General features: G+C 71.4%; 17 protein-coding genes. 12 read left to right on the forward strand and 5 right to left on the reverse strand.

What is annotated here, in order from left to right:
* Positions 1 to 114: 114 nt before the first annotated feature.
* The 4 genes from ACWDEN_RS19650 (at position 115) to ACWDEN_RS19665 (ending at position 4,189) form a co-directional block, all read left to right on the forward strand.
* Positions 115 to 1,146 (forward strand): LacI family DNA-binding transcriptional regulator, encoded by a 1,032-nt coding sequence (locus ACWDEN_RS19650; protein WP_351614387.1) that lies wholly within the window; start codon positions 115 to 117, stop codon positions 1,144 to 1,146.
* Positions 1,147 to 1,322: 176 nt separating this feature from the next.
* Positions 1,323 to 2,366 (forward strand): LCP family protein, encoded by a 1,044-nt coding sequence (locus ACWDEN_RS19655; RefSeq protein ID WP_450859757.1) that lies wholly within the window; start codon positions 1,323 to 1,325, stop codon positions 2,364 to 2,366.
* 149 nt (positions 2,367 to 2,515) lie between these two features.
* Positions 2,516 to 2,872 carry a YciI family protein gene (locus tag ACWDEN_RS19660; protein WP_351614382.1) on the forward strand — a complete coding sequence of 119 codons (357 nt, stop codon included), beginning with the start codon at positions 2,516 to 2,518 and terminating at the stop codon, positions 2,870 to 2,872.
* A gap of 42 nt (positions 2,873 to 2,914) precedes the next feature.
* Positions 2,915 to 4,189 (forward strand): RNA polymerase sigma factor, encoded by a 1,275-nt coding sequence (locus ACWDEN_RS19665; RefSeq protein WP_450859758.1) that lies wholly within the window; start codon positions 2,915 to 2,917, stop codon positions 4,187 to 4,189.
* A 4-nt stretch (positions 4,190 to 4,193) separates the two neighbouring features.
* Here ACWDEN_RS19665 and ACWDEN_RS19670 read toward each other — a convergent pair whose 3' ends face one another.
* The gene (locus tag ACWDEN_RS19670) at positions 4,194 to 5,360 is read right to left on the reverse strand and encodes a class I SAM-dependent methyltransferase (protein WP_450859759.1); all 1,167 of its coding nucleotides are present in this window, start codon (positions 5,358 to 5,360) and stop codon (positions 4,194 to 4,196) included.
* 91 nt (positions 5,361 to 5,451) lie between these two features.
* Between ACWDEN_RS19670 and ACWDEN_RS19675 the strand changes: the two genes are divergently transcribed.
* The 4 genes from ACWDEN_RS19675 to groL all read left to right on the forward strand — a co-directional run bounded on the left by ACWDEN_RS19675 (position 5,452) and on the right by groL (position 9,641).
* Complete coding sequence (locus tag ACWDEN_RS19675; protein WP_450859760.1) at positions 5,452 to 6,387, forward strand: polysaccharide deacetylase family protein; 936 nt, start codon at positions 5,452 to 5,454, stop codon at positions 6,385 to 6,387.
* Between the two features lie 11 nt (positions 6,388 to 6,398).
* Positions 6,399 to 7,244, forward strand: a complete 846-nt coding sequence (locus ACWDEN_RS19680; protein WP_450859761.1) for a polysaccharide deacetylase family protein — start codon at positions 6,399 to 6,401, stop codon at positions 7,242 to 7,244.
* A gap of 339 nt (positions 7,245 to 7,583) precedes the next feature.
* Positions 7,584 to 7,892, forward strand: a complete 309-nt coding sequence (gene groES, locus ACWDEN_RS19685; RefSeq protein WP_039652762.1) for a co-chaperone GroES — start codon at positions 7,584 to 7,586, stop codon at positions 7,890 to 7,892.
* Between the two features lie 123 nt (positions 7,893 to 8,015).
* Positions 8,016 to 9,641 carry a chaperonin GroEL gene (gene groL / locus ACWDEN_RS19690; protein ID WP_351614368.1) on the forward strand — a complete coding sequence of 542 codons (1,626 nt, stop codon included), beginning with the start codon at positions 8,016 to 8,018 and terminating at the stop codon, positions 9,639 to 9,641.
* Positions 9,642 to 9,842: 201 nt separating this feature from the next.
* Here groL and ACWDEN_RS19695 read toward each other — a convergent pair whose 3' ends face one another.
* The 3 genes from ACWDEN_RS19695 to ACWDEN_RS19705 form a co-directional block, all read right to left on the reverse strand.
* Positions 9,843 to 10,550, reverse strand: coding sequence for an ester cyclase (locus ACWDEN_RS19695; protein WP_450859762.1), 708 nt, complete (start codon positions 10,548 to 10,550; stop codon positions 9,843 to 9,845).
* A 77-nt stretch (positions 10,551 to 10,627) separates the two neighbouring features.
* Entirely contained in the window at positions 10,628 to 11,401 is a 774-nt protein-coding gene (locus ACWDEN_RS19700; protein WP_351614362.1) for an SDR family NAD(P)-dependent oxidoreductase, read from the reverse strand.
* Positions 11,402 to 11,618: 217 nt separating this feature from the next.
* Positions 11,619 to 12,287 carry an MOSC domain-containing protein gene (locus ACWDEN_RS19705; RefSeq protein WP_351614359.1) on the reverse strand — a complete coding sequence of 223 codons (669 nt, stop codon included), beginning with the start codon at positions 12,285 to 12,287 and terminating at the stop codon, positions 11,619 to 11,621.
* An 80-nt stretch (positions 12,288 to 12,367) separates the two neighbouring features.
* Here ACWDEN_RS19705 and ACWDEN_RS19710 point away from each other — a divergent pair, with 80 nt between their 5' ends.
* On the forward strand, positions 12,368 to 13,267 hold the full coding sequence (locus tag ACWDEN_RS19710; protein WP_351614357.1) for a LysR family transcriptional regulator: 900 nt from the start codon (positions 12,368 to 12,370) through the stop codon (positions 13,265 to 13,267).
* 141 nt (positions 13,268 to 13,408) lie between these two features.
* Here ACWDEN_RS19710 and ACWDEN_RS19715 read toward each other — a convergent pair whose 3' ends face one another.
* Complete coding sequence (locus tag ACWDEN_RS19715) at positions 13,409 to 13,738, reverse strand: WhiB family transcriptional regulator (RefSeq protein WP_351210476.1); 330 nt, start codon at positions 13,736 to 13,738, stop codon at positions 13,409 to 13,411.
* A gap of 380 nt (positions 13,739 to 14,118) precedes the next feature.
* Here ACWDEN_RS19715 and ACWDEN_RS19720 point away from each other — a divergent pair, with 380 nt between their 5' ends.
* The 3 genes from ACWDEN_RS19720 (at position 14,119) to guaB (ending at position 18,163) form a co-directional block, all read left to right on the forward strand.
* The gene (locus tag ACWDEN_RS19720; RefSeq protein WP_003948568.1) at positions 14,119 to 14,730 is read left to right on the forward strand and encodes a response regulator transcription factor; all 612 of its coding nucleotides are present in this window, start codon (positions 14,119 to 14,121) and stop codon (positions 14,728 to 14,730) included.
* Between the two features lie 1,175 nt (positions 14,731 to 15,905).
* Positions 15,906 to 16,493 carry a sigma-70 family RNA polymerase sigma factor gene (locus ACWDEN_RS19725; protein ID WP_228621181.1) on the forward strand — a complete coding sequence of 196 codons (588 nt, stop codon included), beginning with the start codon at positions 15,906 to 15,908 and terminating at the stop codon, positions 16,491 to 16,493.
* Between the two features lie 164 nt (positions 16,494 to 16,657).
* Positions 16,658 to 18,163 (forward strand): IMP dehydrogenase, encoded by a 1,506-nt coding sequence (gene guaB / locus ACWDEN_RS19730; RefSeq protein ID WP_450859763.1) that lies wholly within the window; start codon positions 16,658 to 16,660, stop codon positions 18,161 to 18,163.
* Positions 18,164 to 18,283: the final 120 nt, after the last annotated feature.

The raw sequence follows: 18,283 nt of genomic DNA on the forward strand, positions 1-18,283 counted from the left end.
GACTGTCGCTCACGAATGGTATCGAATGTTTCGCTAGAGATATCGAATGTTCCGGGAACCTATGGCGCGCACAGACCTTCGTCAAGGGGTAACGGCGGGGATACGATCGCGGGCATGAAGCCTTCGAAGCCCGCAGAAACGCAGACGGCGACCCTCGCCGAAATCGCCCGTGCGGCCGGGGTGTCGGCTCCGACTGTTTCGAAGGTGCTCAACGGCCGTGCCGATGTCGCCCCCGCGACCCGCACCCGGGTCGAGGAGCTCCTGCGCGCCCACGGCTACCGGCGCCGCCGCGCCGAGGCGTCCCGCTCCCCGCTGATCGACCTGGTCTTCCACGAGCTGGAGAGCGCCTGGGCGCTGGAGGTCATCCGGGGCGTGGAGAACGTGGCCCGGGACGCCGGACTGAGCGTCGTGCTGTCCGAGTCGGCCGGCCGGCTCACCCCGGGCCGTACCTGGGCCGACCAGGTGGCCGCGCGCCGCCCGCACGGCGTGGTGCTGGTGCTGTCCGGGCTCGACGAGTCCCAGCGGGCCCTGCTGACCAGCCGCTCCATCCCGTTCGTGGTGATGGACCCGGCGGGCGACCCCGGCCCGGACGTGCCGTCCATCGGCGCCACCAACTGGCAGGGCGGACTCGCCGCCACCCGCCATCTGGTCGAGCTCGGCCACACCCGGATCGGCGCGATCAGCGGCCCGTCGAGGATGATGTGCAGCCGGGCCCGCGTCGACGGCTACCGCGCCGCCCTGGAGACGGCCGGCCTGCCCGTCGACCCCTCGCTGATCGTGGCCGGCGACTTCCACCACGACGCCGGCTACCGCCTGGGTCTGCGGCTGCTGCGCCGCCCCGACCGGCCGACGGCCGTGTTCGCGGGCAACGACCTGCAGGCGCTCGGGCTGTACGAGGCCGCTCGTGAGCTGGGCCTGCGCATCCCGGAGGACCTCAGTGTGGTCGGCTTCGACGATCTGCCGGTGGCCCGCTGGGTCGGCCCGCCGCTGACGACCGTACGGCAGCCGCTGACCGAGATGGCCGAGGCCGCCGCCCGGCTGGTGCTGGAGCTGGGGCGCGAGCGGCAGGACCGGGCGGCGACCCGGGTGGAGCTCGCGACCAGCCTTGTCGTCCGCAGCAGCACGGCCTCGCCCGCGGCCGTGTGACGGATGAGGTGGGCGCCCCCCCACACTGCCCCGAAGCAAATCGGTTGGCTGACCGAAACTTTCGGATGGCTTTCCCCGGCTTACGGGGCGGCGTTGGGATGAGAATTTCCCAAGAAAGCGGGTTCTCGCAGCTTCCGCTAACAGTCCCCTAATAATTCGGACTTACGTTCCTGACCGTGACGCGACAAGAGGAGCAAGGCGACGCGGGCAGACGAGTGGGCCGGCGGTCGGGAGCGCTGAAGGCCGTCGGCCTCACTCTGGCGGGATTCCTGGTGCTGGGCACGGCCGTGGCCGGCTATGCGTACTGGCATCTCAACCACAACATCAAGGGCGTCGACATCAACAGCGCGCTCGGCGACGACCGCCCGGCGAGGGCGGTGATCGCCCCGGCGGCCACCGCCTCCCCGCTGCCGACCGGCTCCCTGAACATCCTGGTCCTCGGCTCGGACTCGCGCAGCGGCAAGGCCAACAAGGAGCTCGGCGGCGGCGACAGCTCCGGAGCCCGCTCGGACACGGCGATGGTCGTGCACATCGACGCGGGCCGTACGAAGGCCACCGTCGTCAGCATCCCCCGCGACACCCTCGTCACCCGCCCGTCCTGCCCGCTCGCCTCCGGCGGCTCGACGGCGCAGGCGTACGGCGCGATGTTCAACACCGCCTACGAGGTGGGCGGGCCGGTGTGCGCGGTGAAGACCGTGGAGTCGATCACGAACGTCCGCATGGACCACTACATCGAGATCGACTTCTCCGGTTTCGCCAAGCTGGTCGACGCGCTCGGCGGGGTCGACGTCACCACCACGCAGGACATCGACGACGACTACAGCCATCTGCACCTGCGGGCCGGCGGCCACCATCTGAACGGCACCCAGGCCCTCGCGCTCGCCCGCACCCGGCACGGCATAGGCGACGGCAGCGACCTCGGCCGCATAGGACTGCAACAGATGCTGGTCAAGGACCTGCTGGAGCAGATGGCCGGCACCGACCTGCTCACGGACCCGGCCAAGCTGTACCGGGTCGCCGACGCGGTCACCGCGAGCCTCACCACCGACACCGGCCTGGACTCCCTGAGCGAGCTGATGCGGCTCGGCCAGAGCCTGAAGGGCCTCACGGCCGACCATGTGAGGACGGTGATGATGCCGGTCGTCACCGCCCCCTCCGACCCCAACCGGGTGATCGCGAAGGAGCCCGCGGCGACCGAGCTGTGGGCGTCCCTGCGCTGAGCCGGTACGGCCCCGACGAGGACCGGACAGGTTCGTCGGAAAAATCCGCCGGAAAAATCTTCGGCGAGCGTGTCGATCCGGGTGCCTCCCGTTCGACGCACGGGTGAGCGGCGGGGAAGAGACCCCGCCGCCCGACCGAAGGAGTCACCATGCCCCGCTACCTGTCGCTCGTGCGCATCGACGAGTCCTCCGCGCCCGCCGAGGGCCCCAGCCCCGAGCTGATGCAGCGGATGGGCGAGCTGATCGAGGAGGTCACCAAGGCCGGCGTCATGCTCGACACCGCCGGGCTCACCCCGTCCGCCGAGGGCACCCGGGTGCGCTGGGAGGGCGGCAGGATCTCCGTCACCGACGGGCCGTTCACCGAGACCAAGGAGGCCGTCGGCGGCTACGCCCTCATGCAGTGCAAGGACAAGGCCGAGGCCCTGGAGTGGACCAAGCGGTTCCTGCAGGTCCACGAGGACTTCTGGACCGTGACCTGTGAGGTGCGGGAGATCGCCGAGGGCTGAGTGCCTGGCGCCGTGCCGTACGGCGGTGTTGCATGGTGGGCTGTGGAACCACAGCCCACCGCGGCGCCCACCGCCGCGCACACGATCGAGACCGTCTTCCGCCTGGAGTCGCCCCGGGTCATCGCCGGCGTCGCCCGGATCGTGCGGGACGTCGGCATCGCCGAGGAACTGGCGCAGGACGCGCTGGTCGCCGCCCTGGAGCAATGGCCCCGCGACGGCGTGCCCGGCAACCCCGGCGCCTGGCTCATGGCGACCGCCCGGCACCGCGCCGTCGACCTGATCCGGCGCCGCGAGACCTACGCCCGCAAGCTGCAGGAGATCGGCCGGGACCTGGAGACGGCCCCGCCGTCGTACGACGAGCCCGCCGACCCGGACGACATCGACGACGATCTGCTCCGGCTCGTCTTCACCGCCTGCCACCCGGTGCTGTCGCCCGAGGCCCGCACCGCGCTCACCCTGCGCCTGCTCGGCGGCCTGAGCACGGCCGAGATCGCCCGGGCCTACCTCGTCCCGGAGCCGACGATCGCCCAGCGCATCGTCCGCGCCAAACGCACCCTGGCGAAGCAGAACGTCGCCTTCGAGGTGCCCTACGGCCCCGACCGCGAGGCCCGCCTCGGCTCCGTCCTGGACGTCATCTACCTGATCTTCAACGAGGGCTACGCGGCCACCGCGGGCGACGATCTGCTGCGCCCCGGCCTGTGCGAGGACGCGCTGCGCCTGGCCCGCGTCCTGTCCGCGCTGATGCCCAAGGAGCCGGAGGTGCACGGTCTGACCGCGCTGCTGGAGTTCCAGGCGTCCCGCACGGCCGCCCGCACCGGTCCGGGCGGCGAGCCGGTGCTGCTGAAGGACCAGAACCGCCGCCGCTGGAACCGCATGCTCATCGCCCGCGGCATCCGCGCGCTGGACCGGGCCGGCGCCACAGCGACCGGTGCCCCGGGCCCGTACGCCCTCCAGGCGGCCATCGCCGCGTGCCACGCGCACGCCCACCGCTACGAGGAGACCGACTGGCGTGCCATCGCCACCCTGTACGGCCTGCTGGCCACCCGCGCCCCGTCACCGGTGGTCGAGCTGAACCGCGCGGTCGCCGTGTCGATGGCCGACGGCCCGGCCGAGGGCCTGAAGCTCGTGGACGCCCTGACCGCCGAACCCGCCCTGCGCGACTACCACCTGCTGCCCAGCGTCCGCGGCGATCTCCTCGCCCGCCTCGGCCGTACGGCGGAGGCCCGCGCGGAGTTCGAGCGCGCGGCCGGCCTGGCCCGCAACGAACGCGAGCGGCAGCTGTTGCTGACGAGAATCCGTTCCCTCGCCGATCACTGAGGGGTCACAGCGGCGCGGGCGCCCCGATCAGCATGGCCGGCGCCCCCGCGACCCGGGTGAGGAACACGGTCGCCGCGTTCGGCCCCTGCGGCTTGACCTTCCTGCGCAGTTCCTCCGGCTCGACGGCCGACCCGCGCTTCTTCACGGTCAGCGTGCCGACCTCGCGCTCCCGCAGCAGGGCCTTCAACTTCTTGACGTTGAACGGGAGATGGTCGGTGATCTCGTAGGCGGAGGCGTACGGGGTGGGGTGCGGTTCGTCGGCGGTGACGTAGGCGATGGTGGGGTCGATCAGGCCGCCGTCCAGGTGCTGCGCCACCTCGGCGACCAGATGGGCGCGGATGACGGCGCCGTCGGGCTCGTACAGATAGCGCCCCACCGGCCGGACCTCCGGGTCGGGCAGCCCCTCGCCGAGGAGGGTGCGCGGCCCGGGCAGCAGGGTGGCGCGCACCGCGCCCGGCTCGGTGCCGAACCACACCACGGCCTCCTTCACGTCTCCGCCGTCCGAGATCCACTCGGCCTCGGCGTCGTCGGGCACCGCCTCGTGCGGGATGCCCGGCGCCACCTTCAGGGCCGCGCGGGGTGCCGTGCGGGCGGCCTCGACCGCCCAGGACAGGGGCGGCGAGTACGCCTCCGGATCGAAGATCCTTCCCCGCCCGCCCCGCCGGGCGGGGTCCACGAACACGGCGTCGTACCCGCCCGTGTCCACCCGAGTGACATCCGCCTCGCGCACCTCGACCAGCTCGCCCAGCCCCAGCGCCTCGGCGTTCGCCCGCGCCACGGCGGCGGTCACCGGATCGCGGTCCACGGCCAGCACCCGGATCCCCGCCCGGGCGAACGCGATCGCGTCCCCGCCGATCCCGCAGCACAGGTCGGCCACGGAGGTCACGCCGAGGCCCCTGAGCCGCTGCGCGCGGTACGTCGCCACACTCGTCCGCGTCGACTGCTCGACCCCGTTCGGCGTGAAGAACATCCGCCCCGCGTCCGCCGCCCCGAACTTCGCCGCCGCCCGCTGCCGCAGCCGGGCCTGGCCGAGCGCGGCCGACACCAGCTCGGCGGGGTGGTCGCGGCGCAGCCGGGTGGCGACGGCGAGTTCGTCGGCCGGGGCGGTGTCGCGGACCTCGTCGAGGAGGGCACGGCCTTCGGGGGTGAGGAGGAGAGCGAGGTCGTTCACCGGGTCATTGTGGGCCAGCCGGTGGATCGTGCGCCTTCCGGCGGCGGTGTCGGCCCGGGCTCCGGGCTCTGGCCTGGGAGGATCCGGCACTATGCGAGTAGTCGTACAAAAAGATAAAAATCGGGTCAGGTGTGGGCGTCTCACTCTCGGCTGCGGAGCCGCCGCCCTGGCCTGTTCCGCCCTTTTGTCCAGCTGCGCCGGCTCCTCCGACGCGACTCGCCCCGCGCCCGCCCAGGGCGGCCCCGTGCAGGTCCTGAGTCCCCAGGACCGCCAGGCCGCCGAACATGCCCGCCAGGCCGCCGAACACGCCCGCCTGGTCGCCGCCGCCCGGCGCTGGGGCCTGGCCCGGGTCCCCCTGGCACCGCCCCCGCCGCCCAGGAACAAACCGGAGATCGCCGCCCGGGCCGGTTTCGAGGTGGACCACCAGGAGGACTGGGACCTGCCCCCGGTCTTCACCACGATCCCCACCAAGCAGAAGATCGTCTTCCTCACCATCGACGACGGCTCGGAGAAGGACCCGAGGTTCCTGCGGATGATGCAGGACCTGAAGATCCCCTACACCGCCTTCCTCAGCAACTACCTGGTCAAGGACGACTACGGCTACTTCCGCACGATGCAGTCCTACGGCCACACCCTCGACAACCACACCCTGCACCACCCCTACCTGCCGGGCCTGTCCTACGAGGACCAGAAGCACGAGATCTGCGGCATGCAGGACATCATGAAGAAGCAGTTCGGCCGGCGCCCGACGGTCTTCCGGCCCCCTTACGGCAACTACAACCAGGACACCCTGCGCGCCGCCAAGGCCTGCGGCATCAGGTACGCGCCGATCTGGAACGAGGAGGTCTACGTCGACCACTGGGAGTACCGCGAGGACGACCAGAAGATGCGCCGCGGCGACATCGTCCTCACCCACTTCCGCGGCCGCTCCGACTGGAACGGCACGATGGTCGACGACATGCGCCGCTTCCTGAACAAGGTCACGCGCGAGGGCTACGCCGTGGCCCGCCTGGAGGACTACCTGTGAGGCCGGGGGCGGTGCGCGGGAGAGCCGGCCGCGGGCGGCGCCCGGTCCGGTACGCCGGCGCCCTCCTCGCCTCGGCCCTCCTCCTCACCGGCTGCGCCCAGTCCGTCGACCCCATCGAACGCCTCGGCAAGAAGGCCGCCGAGGGAGTGCACCCGCACGGGCCCGCCCCCGACCGGACCTACCGCCGCTGGGGCCTGACCGAGCCCCTCGCCCGCCCTCCGCAGCCCGCCGCCCGCGCCCTCCCCCTCGGCCCGCGAACCGGGGACCGTGCCGCCCTGCCCCGCGTCCTGGACCACGTCCCCACCCGCGACCGGGTCGTCTTCCTCACCTACGACGACGGCGCCGAGAAGGACCCCCGCTTCGTCGCCATGGTCCGCGAACTCCGGCTGCCGGTCAGCATGTTCCTCACCGACAGCGCCGTCGGCCCCGGCTACGGCCACTTCGCCCGCCTGCACGGGCTGGGCGCCGGCATCGAGAACCACACCCTCGACCACCGCGCGCTGGCCGGACTGCCGTACGCCGGGCAGCGCGCCGAGATCTGCGGCCAGCAGGACAGGCTCGGATCCCGCCTCGGCCTGCGCCCCCGGCTCTTCCGCCCGCCGTACGGCGCGTACGACACCACCACCCTGCGCGCGGCGGCAGACTGCGGCATCTCCACGGTCGTCCTCTGGCGCGCCGCGATGACCCCGACCGAGCTCGCCTACACCCACGGCGAACACCACCTGCGCCCCGGCGACGTCATCCTGGTCGGCCCGGACGAGACGCCGGGCCCCAGCCAGCGGGAACGCACGGCGAGGGTGCTGCGGAGGGTGCAGCAGCGGGGGCTGACGGTGGGGAGGCTGGAGGACTATCTGTAGAGCCCTTTTCGGCGCCGGTCGGCGAAAAACAGCCGTCCGGCGTGTGAGGACGAGGCCGTTCAGGCCGAAGCGGGGATCTGGGGGCGGCAGCCCCCGGGACGGCGGGGCGACACCGGCCCACCAGGAACCCGGCGCGGACGAGATTCCGCCGACGCGCCGCACGGCATTGGCACTCCGCTTGACCGAGTGCTAATCGCGGTCATAGTCTCGGCTCTGGCACTCCCCCCTGGAGAGTGCCAACAAAGCGACGGGCAGGTCCGGCACCCGCGACGACGGATCGACCTGGTCGCCACCTCAGACAGTTAACCCCGTGAGATCTCCGAAGGGGGAGGTCGGATCGTGACGACCGCCAGCTCCAAGGTTGCCATCAAGCCGCTCGAGGACCGCATCGTGGTCCAGCCGCTGGACGCCGAGCAGACCACGGCCTCTGGCCTGGTCATCCCGGACACCGCGAAGGAGAAGCCCCAGGAGGGCGCCGTCCTCGCCGTGGGCCCGGGCCGGTTCGAGAACGGCGAGCGCCTTCCGCTCGACGTCAAGGTCGGCGACGTCGTCCTCTACAGCAAGTACGGCGGCACCGAGGTGAAGTACAACGGCGAGGAGTACCTCGTCCTCTCGGCTCGCGACGTGCTCGCGATCATCGAGAAGTAATTCACCCCGAGCATTCTTTTGCTCCTGAGCTGCGCCCCTGGCCCCCGCGACCGATAAAGAAGCCGGGCGTCCGGGGCGCAGTTGTCTTGTCACCCATAGATTTCCGAGAGGGCTCCCGCTGTCATGGCGAAGATCCTGAAGTTCGACGAGGACGCCCGTCGCGCCCTCGAGCGCGGCGTCAACAAGCTGGCCGACACGGTGAAGGTGACGATCGGCCCCAAGGGCCGCAACGTCGTCATCGACAAGAAGTTCGGCGCCCCCACCATCACCAACGACGGTGTCACGATCGCCCGCGAGGTCGAGATCGAGGACCCGTACGAGAACCTCGGCGCCCAGCTGGTGAAGGAGGTGGCGACCAAGACCAACGACATCGCGGGTGACGGCACCACCACCGCCACCGTGCTCGCCCAGGCGCTGGTGCGCGAGGGCCTGAAGAACGTCGCCGCCGGCGCCTCCCCGGCCGCCCTGAAGAAGGGCATCGACGCGGCCGTCAAGGCCGTCTCCGACGAGCTGCTCGCCTCGGCCCGCCCGATCGACGAGAAGTCCGACATCGCCGCCGTCGCCGCGCTGTCCGCCCAGGACCAGCAGGTCGGTGAGCTCATCGCCGAGGCGATGGACAAGGTCGGCAAGGACGGTGTCATCACCGTCGAGGAGTCCAACACCTTCGGTCTGGAGCTGGACTTCACCGAGGGCATGGCCTTCGACAAGGGCTACCTGTCGCCGTACTTCGTGACGGACCAGGAGCGCATGGAGGCCGTCCTCGACGACCCGTACATCCTCATCAACCAGGGCAAGATCAGCTCCATCCAGGACATGCTGCCGCTGCTGGAGAAGGTCATCCAGGCCGGCGCCTCCAAGCCGCTGCTGATCATCGCCGAGGACGTCGAGGGCGAGGCCCTGTCGACCCTGGTCGTCAACAAGATCCGCGGCACCTTCAACGCCGTCGCGGTGAAGGCCCCCGGCTTCGGCGACCGCCGCAAGGCGATGCTGCAGGACATGGCGATCCTCACCGGCGCCACGGTCATCTCCGAGGAGGTCGGCCTCAAGCTCGACCAGGCCGGCCTCGAGGTGCTCGGCTCCGCCCGCCGCGTCACCGTCACCAAGGACGACACCACCATCGTCGACGGCGCCGGCAAGTCCGAGGACGTGCACGGCCGCGTCGCGCAGATCAAGGCCGAGATCGAGAACACCGACTCCGACTGGGACCGCGAGAAGCTCCAGGAGCGCCTCGCGAAGCTGGCCGGCGGCGTGTGCGTGATCAAGGTCGGCGCCGCCACCGAGGTGGAGCTGAAGGAGAAGAAGCACCGTCTGGAGGACGCCATCTCCGCGACCCGCGCCGCGGTCGAGGAGGGCATCGTCTCCGGTGGTGGCTCCGCCCTGGTCCACGCCTCCAAGGTCCTCGAGGGCAACCTCGACAAGACCGGCGACGAGGCCACCGGTGTCGCGGTCGTCCGCAACGCCGTCGTCGAGCCGCTGCGCTGGATCGGCGAGAACGCCGGCCAGGAGGGCTACGTCATCGTCTCCAAGGTCAAGGACCTGGAGAAGGGGCAGGGCTACAACGCCGCCACCGGCGAGTACGGCGACCTGGTCAAGGCCGGCGTCATCGACCCGGTGAAGGTCACCCGCTCCGCCCTGGAGAACGCCGCCTCCATCGCCTCCCTGCTGCTCACGACCGAGACCCTGGTCGTCGAGAAGAAGGAAGAGGAAGAGCCGGCCGCCGCGGGCCACGGCCACGGCCACGCCCACTGAGCCCGACACGCTCGCACGAAGGCCCGGTTCCCTGCGGGGGAGCCGGGCCTTCGCCCTTTTCCCCGCCCGCGGCGGCTGTGCTTCCGGTTCGTGACGGAGGACGGAATCGTGGCGCATGCCCGCGGCCGGAGACACCGCGAGCATCGCCGCGGCGCTGAAGCACCACCTCCAGGTGGTCTAAGGTTCACGCTCGCGCGTCTTCTAGTGCTCCAACTCGTCCAGCGCACCCAGCTGTTGCATCAGACCCAGCTGGTCGTGCTGCCACCACATCTCGGCGATCTTGCCGTCGTCCGTGAGGCGGAACAGCGTCAACCCGGACATGGTGACCTGCCTGCCGGTGGGCGGGATGCCGAGGAAGTCGCCGTTGTGCGTGGCGTTCCAGGTCCACCGTGCGCAGGCCCGGTCGCCCTGGGCGAGCACGTCCTCGAGCGTGAACGTGAAGTCGAAGCCCCCGCGCCACATCCGGAATTCGCTGCGGGCGTTGTCCAGCCCGATGGTGTCCTGGGGGTTCACCGGATCGTGGCTGTGGATGTCCTCCTCCAGCACGTCGTTGAGCGGCGGCAGTTCACCGGAGGTCTGCAGCGCCGCGAAGAACCGCCGCACCGTGTCCTCGGCCAGCCGTTCGTCCCGCACGACGTCCAGATCGATGAACGTCGGCATCTCGTCGCACAGCGCGACCATCCCCTGGAAGGTCCGGCCGGTCTCCGGGAGGTTCGAGTTCCGCATCGCCTCCTCGTACGACGGGAACTCCACCACTTCGACGATGTGCGACGCGTCCGACCGGTCCTTGCCGACCAGCGCGTGCGTCGCCGTCCGCTTCCCCTTGGTCTGCGCGACCCAGTCGTCCATGAGCCGGTTCATCTCGTCCAGCCGGCTCGTCCGGCACTCGATGAGCTGTACGAAGGTCATGACGCCGCCTCCCGGCCCCCCTGGCCCGGTCTGTGTCACGCTCATTTTCGCACCGTGACGGCAGCGCCACCCGTCCGCTACTGCGGCCCGTACCTGCGCCCCGTCTTCGACGTGATCCCGCCCAGCAGTCCCCGCGGGGTGACCTTCACCAGGCCCATCAGCGCCTTGTAGCGGGGGTCGGGGATCGACAGGGACTTGCCGCGGGCGAGGTCGGACAGGGCCGCCCCGACCAGTTTGTCGGCGTCCAGCCACATCCAGCCGGGGATGTTGTCCGTGCCCATCCCGGCCCGCTGGTGGAACTCGGTGCGCACGAAGCCGGGGCACAGGGCCATCAGGCGGACGCCACTGCCGGCCAGGTCCTTCGCCGCGCCCTGCGTGAACTGCACGACCCAGGCCTTGGAGGCGCCGTAGGTGCCCCGGGGGACGAAGGCGGCCACGGAGGCGACGTTGACGACACCGCCCCGGCCCCGCTCGCGCATCGCCTCGGTCGCCGCCGAGGTCAGCCGGAGCACCGCCTCGCAGTGCACCTTGAGCATCCTGAGCTCGTCGGCCAGCGCCACGTCCAGATAGCGGCCCTTGTTGCCGAAGCCGGCGTTGTTGACCAGCAGGTCGACCGGGTTCTTCCGGTCGCCGAGGCGGTCGGCCACCGCCTCGATGCCCTTGTCCTCGGCCAGGTCGGCGCTCAGCACCTCCACCTCGATGCCGTGCCGGTCGTGCAGTTCGGTCGCCTGTTCGCGCAGCCTCTTGGTGTCCCGGGCCACCAGGACGAGGTCGTGCCCGTCAGCCGCCAGCCGCCGCGCGAACGCGGCACCGATCCCCGCGGTCGATCCCGTAATCAGAGCCGTTGTCATGACCCAAGGTTAGTGACCCGGAGCGAGCGCGTCCGCTGCCCTCGGACACGGCAGTTGGCCCACACGGGTTCCGAGCCGCGGCGCGTGGGGCGTGGTGCGCGGGACCTGCGCGGGGGCGGACCCGCGCGGCGTACGCTCCGCCCCGCACCGGCCTCCCGGGCCTCCCGGTGGGCCTGTTCGGCCCGGCCGGATCGCCGTGCTCGTGGGTGACGGCCGCTCAGCCCGCCTGTTCCGCCGTGTACTTGCGGGCCTTCGCCAGCGCCTCCGGATGCAGCGCCTCACCCGCCGCGAGCAGCCGCGGCAGCAGCTCCCGCTCGGTGGTGACCGCGCGGAACTGCAGCGCCGCCGTCACCCCGTGGTCCGGGCGGTGCACGATCTCGATCGGATCGCCCGCCCGTATCTCACCCGGTTCGATCACCCGGAGGTAGGCACCCGTTGCGCCCTTCTGTGTGAACCTCTTGACCCAGCCGCCTTCGCCCAGATGGCCCTGGAACGTACGGCACGGGATCCGGCCCGAGGTCACCTCCAGGACCACCCCGGAACCGATCCGCCAGCGCTCGCCGATCAGCGCGCCGGAGACGTCCAGGCCGTCCGTCGTCAGGTTCTCCCCGAAGCAACCGTTGGCCAACGGTCGGCCGAGTTCGCGCTCCCAGTCGTCGAGGTCCTCGCGCGCGAAGGCGTACACCGCCTGGTCGTGCCCGCCGTGATGCCGCAGGTCGCACACCGCGTCCCCGGCCAGGCCGCTCCCACCGACGCCCTTGGGGCCCGGCGCCGCCACCCGCACCGGCCCCTCGGCCGGCTTCTTGTCGATGCCTGTCACACCCTCCGCCTGGTCCGTGTACGGCACCGGCTGCGGGCGGCCCAGATTGACCGAGAGAAGCTTCATGACCGCACGGTACGGGACCGCACCTCAAAGCGTCGAGCGAATATCGCGCATCATCCCCAAGCTGCGCTTATACTCTAAGGGTGATCGAGGCCCGTCATCTCCGCGTCCTGCGCGCCGTCGCCGCCACCGGTTCCTTCTCGGCTGCGGGGCGCGAACTGGGCTGCACCCAGCCCGCCGTCAGCCAGCAGATGAAGGCCCTGGAGACCTCGGTCGGCACCCCGCTGCTGGTCCGCAGCGGCCGCGAGATGCGGCTGACCCAGGCCGGGGAGGCCCTGGTCAGGCACGCCTCCGGCATCCTCGCCGGGCTCACCGCGGCCGAGGAGGAGGTCGCCGCCATCGCGGGCCTGCGCGCCGGCCGGGTCCGGCTGGTCTCCTTCCCCAGCGGCAGCTCCACCCTGGTCCCCACCGCGCTGGCCGCCCTGCGCGCAGCCCACCCCGGCACCCGCGTCTCCCTGGAGGACGCCGAGCCCCCGAAGTCCGTCGAGCTGCTGCGCGAGGGCGACTGCGACCTGGCCCTGGCCTTCCGCTACGAGGGCGCGGCGGTCGCGGAGGACTGGGACGACCTCGTCGTACGGCCCCTGCTGATGGACCGGCTGGTGGCGCTGGTGCCCGAGCGGCACCGGCTCGCGCGCGCGGAGAGCGTCGCCATCGGTGAGCTGGCCCAGGAGCCCTGGATCGCGGGCTGCCCGCGCTGCCGCGGCCAGCTGGTCGAGGTGTGCGAGGGGGCCGGTTTCACCCCGCGCATCGACTTCGCCACGGACGACTATCCGGCGGTGGCCGGACTGGTCGGCGCGGGTCTGGGCGTCGCCGTGCTGCCCCAGCTGGCGGTGGAGTCGGTACGGCCCAGGGGCGTGCGCACGGTCCGGCTGGAACCGGCGGTACGGCGTGAGATCGTCGCCCTCACCCTGCCCGACCTGGCACACGTGCCGGCCGTGGCGGCGACGCTGGAACAGCTGGCCCGGGCGACGGGGCGCGGCTAGCGGACCGAGTCCCGCCCGACGGCCGGCGGACCGAACCCGGCCGGGTGGCGCCGGCAGAGTCGAGGGCACGCACGTGGCGAGGCGGCGTGCCCTGGGGGGGGATGAGTGCATCCGGTGGTCTGTGGATGCAAAAACGTTCCTTCAGTGGTTCGGGGCGGTGTCCGCGCCGGCGGCCGAAGCCGTCACCAGGCGGTTGCGCGCGCGCCCCATCAACTCCTCACGCTCGTCCTCGGTCAGGCCGCCCCACACGCCGTACGGTTCGCGTACCGCCAGCGCGTGCGCCGCGCACTCCGCGCGGACAGGGCACCTCATGCAGACCTCCTTGGCCGAGTTCTCGCGAGCGCTCCGAGCCGCCCCGCGCTCGCCCTCGGGGTGGAAGAAGAGCGAGCTGTCCACGCCCCTGCAGGCGGCCAGCAGCTGCCAGTCCCACAGGTCCGCGTTCGGTCCGGGAAGGCGGGAGAAATCTGCCATTACGTGACCCCTTGTAGCCGTTCTGAGCGGATACGGTGCCAACGACCGTACATCTCCGGTCTAAGGAGATGAAAATATGACTCATTGCGAATCTAGCCTCAGACACTGCGAAACGGGAAGAAAAGGGGCCAAACGGGGCATAGTTGTGATGAAAAGTTGAGGGTCTGTTGTTCGTGTCTGCACCGTGTCGAGGCCCTCACGTAGAGTGCCGAAGACGGCATGTAGCCCCGTAACTCTTTCGAGTGACCGTCGTTGAGAGTGCGGAGGCGGTTGAAAACACAAGAGCTCGGGCAGGCGTCCGAGACGGTCGACCGCACAGGTGACGATTCCGTACCAGCCTGGAGGCTCAAGGTGACGCGCATCAGCTGCGGAGGGCGGTCATGACATCCGTCCTCGTCTGCGACGACTCCCCGCTTGCCCGAGAAGCGCTCCGCCGCGCGGTCGCGACCGTGCCCGGTGTCGAGCGTGTGACGACGGCGGCCAACGGCGAGGAAGTCCTCCGCCGCTGGGGCGCCGACCGCTCCGACCTCATCCTGATGGATGTGCGCATGCCCGGCCTGGGCGGCGTGGAAACCGTGCGGCGCCTGCTGTCCGCCGACCCCGGCGCGCGCATCATCATGCTCACCGTGGCCGAGGACCTGGACGGCGTGGCCCTCGCGGTCGCCGCCGGCGCCCGGGGCTACCTGCACAAGGACGCCTCGCGCGCCGAGCTGCGGGCCACGGTGACGCAGGCCCTCGCCGACCCGACCTGGCGACTGGCCCCGCGTCGGCTCCGCTCGGCCGAGATGGGCGCCGCGCCCACGCTCACCGCGCGCGAGATCCAGGTCCTGGAGGGCATGAGCCACGGCCGCTCCAACGCGGAGATCGGCCGCGAGCTGTTCCTCTCCGAGGACACCGTCAAGACGCACGCGCGGCGTCTGTTCAAGAAGCTCGGCGCCTCGGACCGGGCCCACGCCGTGGCGCTCGGCTTCCGCTGGGGACTGGTCCGGTAGACAGTGCCCAGCCCTGCGGGGCGGGCGGGGCCGCTCCGGCGCCGGGTGCCACTCCCGGAGCCGGACGCATATCCGCCTCCCCTGGCAGCAGCGCAACGTCCCACCGGCCCCTCGGGGAGTCCCCGGGCCGACTGCCGACCCGAAGGCGACGCACGTACGGCACCGCGCCGGGCTCAGGCGCCGAAGCGCCGTGCCTCGGCCCCGCGCGCAGCCGGACGAGCATGCCCTTCGGCGGCGCCGTCGGCCCCGAGTCCGTACCGGCACGCCCTGGCGGCACGCGCGCGTGCGCGGGACTGCACTGCGGCTCCGTCGCACGTACAGGCGCGTCCTGCCCCGCGCCGCCGTGGCCGGCGCGGGCGCGCGCTCGTCTGCGGCGTCGACGACCGCCCTGCGGGGCGCCGCGCCAAGCGCTGTGTGGGGAACGGTCGCCAATGCGGGGTGTGGCTGCCGTGGGCGGGTGAGTCTGCGCAGCGGTGCATGGCGCGGCGTGGCGGCCGTGGAAGGGCGTCCTGCCCAGCATTGCCGCGCGCGGCGTGGCCGTCATGGGCGGGCGTGTCCTGCCCGGCCCTGGCATGGGCGGACGATCACCATGCACGACGCGCCGCCCATGCGTGGTGGGGACGATCACCATGCACGACGCGGCGTCCGTGCGTGGTGTGGGCCACCGGGCCCCTCGGGTCCGGTGTCGTATCGGCGCGTCCGGTCCTGGTCCCGGTCCGCTCGAGGAGGTGGGGCCGGTGAGAAGCTCTGACGGGGGTTTCGGCTGCCCGTGGAAGCGGCCGTGGTGTGCCGTCGAGGGGTGGACCCGGTCACATCCGGGGAACCGCGCGGCAGGCGGCCGGCCGTGAGCGCGCACGGAGATCCACTCCGGCAACACCCGTGGTCGGCGCCGCCCGGCGAGGCCCGCGACGTACACGGTCGGGCTGTCCGTGCCCCCGGCGTACGGCTCCGCAGGGCGCTTCGGCGGACGGTGCGCAAGTCGGCCCGCACGACGCGCGCTGCTCGTTTCGCCGCGGATGCCGCATCCTTGAGATGTGGAGTCTCTCGGGGACGAGTCGGTCGAGCGGAAGGGGAGGGCGCAGGAGATGAGTGCCGGCGCGCCTGCTCATAACGCTTCAGTGCACAACCACGAGCACAATGCGACGGACCGGACGGCCACAAGGCACCATGGACCGATGCGCGACGACGAGGCGGGCACGGCCCACGGGGCGATCGGTGCGCTCGTCCACCGCGCCGTCGACGGGGATCAGCAGGCCACGCACGACCTGCTCGCCCACGTCCACCCGCTGGCGCTGCGCTACTGCCGGACCCGGCTGTCCCGGCTGCCCGGCGACGCGCGTCACTTCGTCGAGGACCTCGCCCAGGAGGTCTGCGTCGCGGTCCTGCTCGCGTTGCCCCGCTACCGCGACACCGGCCGGCCCTTCGAGGCGTTCGTCTTCGCCATCGCCTCCCACAAGGTCGCCGACCTGCAGCGTGCCGCTATGCGCCACCCGGGTTCGACGGCGGTGCCCTCCGACGAGATGCCCGAACGGCCCGACGACTCCCTCGGCCCCGAGGAGCGCGCCCTGCTCAGCAGCGACGCCGAGTGGGCCAAGAAGCTGCTGGCCAACCTCCCCGAGAACCAGCGCGAACTGCTCCTGCTGCGCATCGCCGTGGGCTTGACTGCGGAGGAGACGGGGCAGATGTTGGGAATGTCACCCGGCGCGGTCCGGGTCGCCCAGCACCGGGCACTGAGCCGCCTGCGCGCGCTCGCCGAGCAGTAACACCCTTGTACGAAGCCTCTGCAGCTCCCTTTGGTGAACAGGCATGCTTCCGCTTCCGTACGAACATACGAAGCCTGAAGTCACCCCGTACCGTGGAATTTGCTAGCGATGCTTCCCGTTAGCATGGACATCCGCACCGATCAAGGCCATTTGGGGAAGGTGTCATGACTGCAAACGTCGACGGAGTGCCCGGAAAATTCGCGACACTCGGGCTGACCTACGACGACGTGCTGCTGCTTCCGGGCGCATCCGAGGTGCTCCCCAACGCGGCCGACACCTCGTCCCGCATCTCCCGCAACGTCCGGGTGAACATCCCGCTGCTGTCGGCGGCGATGGACAAGGTGACCGAGTCCCGCATGGCGATCGCGATGGCCCGGCTGGGCGGTGTCGGCGTCCTGCACCGCAACCTCTCCATCGAGGACCAGGTCAACCAGGTCGATCTGGTGAAGCGGTCCGAGTCCGGCATGGTCACCGACCCGATCACGGTGCACCCGGAGGCCACGCTCGCCGAGGCGGACGCGCTGTGCGCCAAGTTCCGCATCAGCGGCGTCCCGGTCACCGACCCGGCCGGCAAGCTGCTCGGCATCGTGACCAACCGCGACATGGCCTTCGAGAGCGACCGCACCCGCCGCGTGCACGAGGTCATGACCCCGATGCCGCTGGTCACCGGCAAGGTCGGCACCTCCGGCCCCGAGGCCATGGAGCTGCTGCGCAAGCACAAGATCGAGAAGCTGCCGCTCGTCGACGACGAGGGCGTCCTCAAGGGCCTGATCACCGTCAAGGACTTCGTCAAGGCGGAGAAGTACCCGAACGCCGCGAAGGACGCCGAGGGCCGGCTGCTCGTCGGTGCCGCGGTCGGTGCCAGCCCGGAGGCGCTGGAGCGCGCCCAGGCGCTCGCCGAGGCCGGTGTGGACTTCCTGGTCGTCGACACGTCGCACGGCCACAACAGCAACGCCCTGAGCTGGATGTCCAAGATCAAGTCGAGCGTGCACGTCGACGTGGTCGGCGGCAACGTCGCCACGCGCGACGGCGCCCAGGCGCTGATCGACGCCGGTGTGGACGGCATCAAGGTGGGCGTGGGCCCGGGCTCCATCTGCACCACCCGAGTGGTCGCCGGCATCGGCGTCCCCCAGGTCACCGCCATCTACGAGGCGTCCCTCGCCGCCCGTCCCGCCGGCATCCCGCTGATCGGCGACGGCGGCCTGCAGTACTCCGGTGACATCGGCAAGGCGCTCGCCGCGGGCGCCGACACGGTGATGCTGGGCAGCCTCCTCGCCGGCTGCGAGGAGTCCCCGGGCGAGCTGCTGTTCATCAACGGCAAGCAGTTCAAGTCGTACCGGGGCATGGGGTCGCTCGGCGCCATGCAGTCCCGCGGCCAGGGCAGGTCGTACTCGAAGGACCGCTACTTCCAGGCCGACGTCACCACCGACGAGAAGCTCGTGCCCGAGGGCGTCGAGGGCCAGGTGCCCTACCGCGGTCCGCTCGCCAACGTCCTGCACCAGCTCGTCGGCGGCCTGCGCCAGACCATGGGCTACGTCGGCGCCGCCACCATCGCGGAGATGGAGTCCAAGGGCCGGTTCGTGCGGATCACCTCGGCCGGTCTGAAGGAGAGCCACCCGCACGACATCCAGATGACGGTCGAGGCGCCGAACTACAGCAGCAAGAAGTGACGCCCACGCGCGCGTGAAGGCGCGTGCAGGTCGCGCGGCGGCGGCTCCGGAGCATCCGGGGCCGCCGTTGTCGTCCCCACGGAGGGCTTCTGTCGTACCCGTCGGCGATACTGGAAGGCG

This window comes from Streptomyces sp. NPDC001153, from assembly GCF_053598315.1.

What these genes read in the sequence shown, in the direction of transcription:
- ACWDEN_RS19650 (WP_351614387.1), top strand. Translation starts at nt 115, where the DNA reads ATGAAGCCTTCGAAGCCCGCAGAAACGCAGACGGCGACCCTCGCCGAA.
- ACWDEN_RS19660 (WP_351614382.1), top strand. Translation starts at nt 2,516, where the DNA reads ATGCCCCGCTACCTGTCGCTCGTGCGCATCGACGAGTCCTCCGCGCCC.
- ACWDEN_RS19675 (WP_450859760.1), top strand. Translation starts at nt 5,452, where the DNA reads ATGCGAGTAGTCGTACAAAAAGATAAAAATCGGGTCAGGTGTGGGCGT.
- groL (WP_351614368.1), top strand. Translation starts at nt 8,016, where the DNA reads ATGGCGAAGATCCTGAAGTTCGACGAGGACGCCCGTCGCGCCCTCGAG.
- ACWDEN_RS19695 (WP_450859762.1), bottom strand. Translation starts at nt 10,550, where the DNA reads ATGACCTTCGTACAGCTCATCGAGTGCCGGACGAGCCGGCTGGACGAG.
- ACWDEN_RS19700 (WP_351614362.1), bottom strand. Translation starts at nt 11,401, where the DNA reads ATGACAACGGCTCTGATTACGGGATCGACCGCGGGGATCGGTGCCGCG.
- ACWDEN_RS19705 (WP_351614359.1), bottom strand. Translation starts at nt 12,287, where the DNA reads ATGAAGCTTCTCTCGGTCAATCTGGGCCGCCCGCAGCCGGTGCCGTAC.
- ACWDEN_RS19715 (WP_351210476.1), bottom strand. Translation starts at nt 13,738, where the DNA reads ATGGCAGATTTCTCCCGCCTTCCCGGACCGAACGCGGACCTGTGGGAC.
- ACWDEN_RS19720 (WP_003948568.1), top strand. Translation starts at nt 14,119, where the DNA reads ATGACATCCGTCCTCGTCTGCGACGACTCCCCGCTTGCCCGAGAAGCG.
- ACWDEN_RS19725 (WP_228621181.1), top strand. Translation starts at nt 15,906, where the DNA reads ATGCGCGACGACGAGGCGGGCACGGCCCACGGGGCGATCGGTGCGCTC.
- guaB (WP_450859763.1), top strand. Translation starts at nt 16,658, where the DNA reads ATGACTGCAAACGTCGACGGAGTGCCCGGAAAATTCGCGACACTCGGG.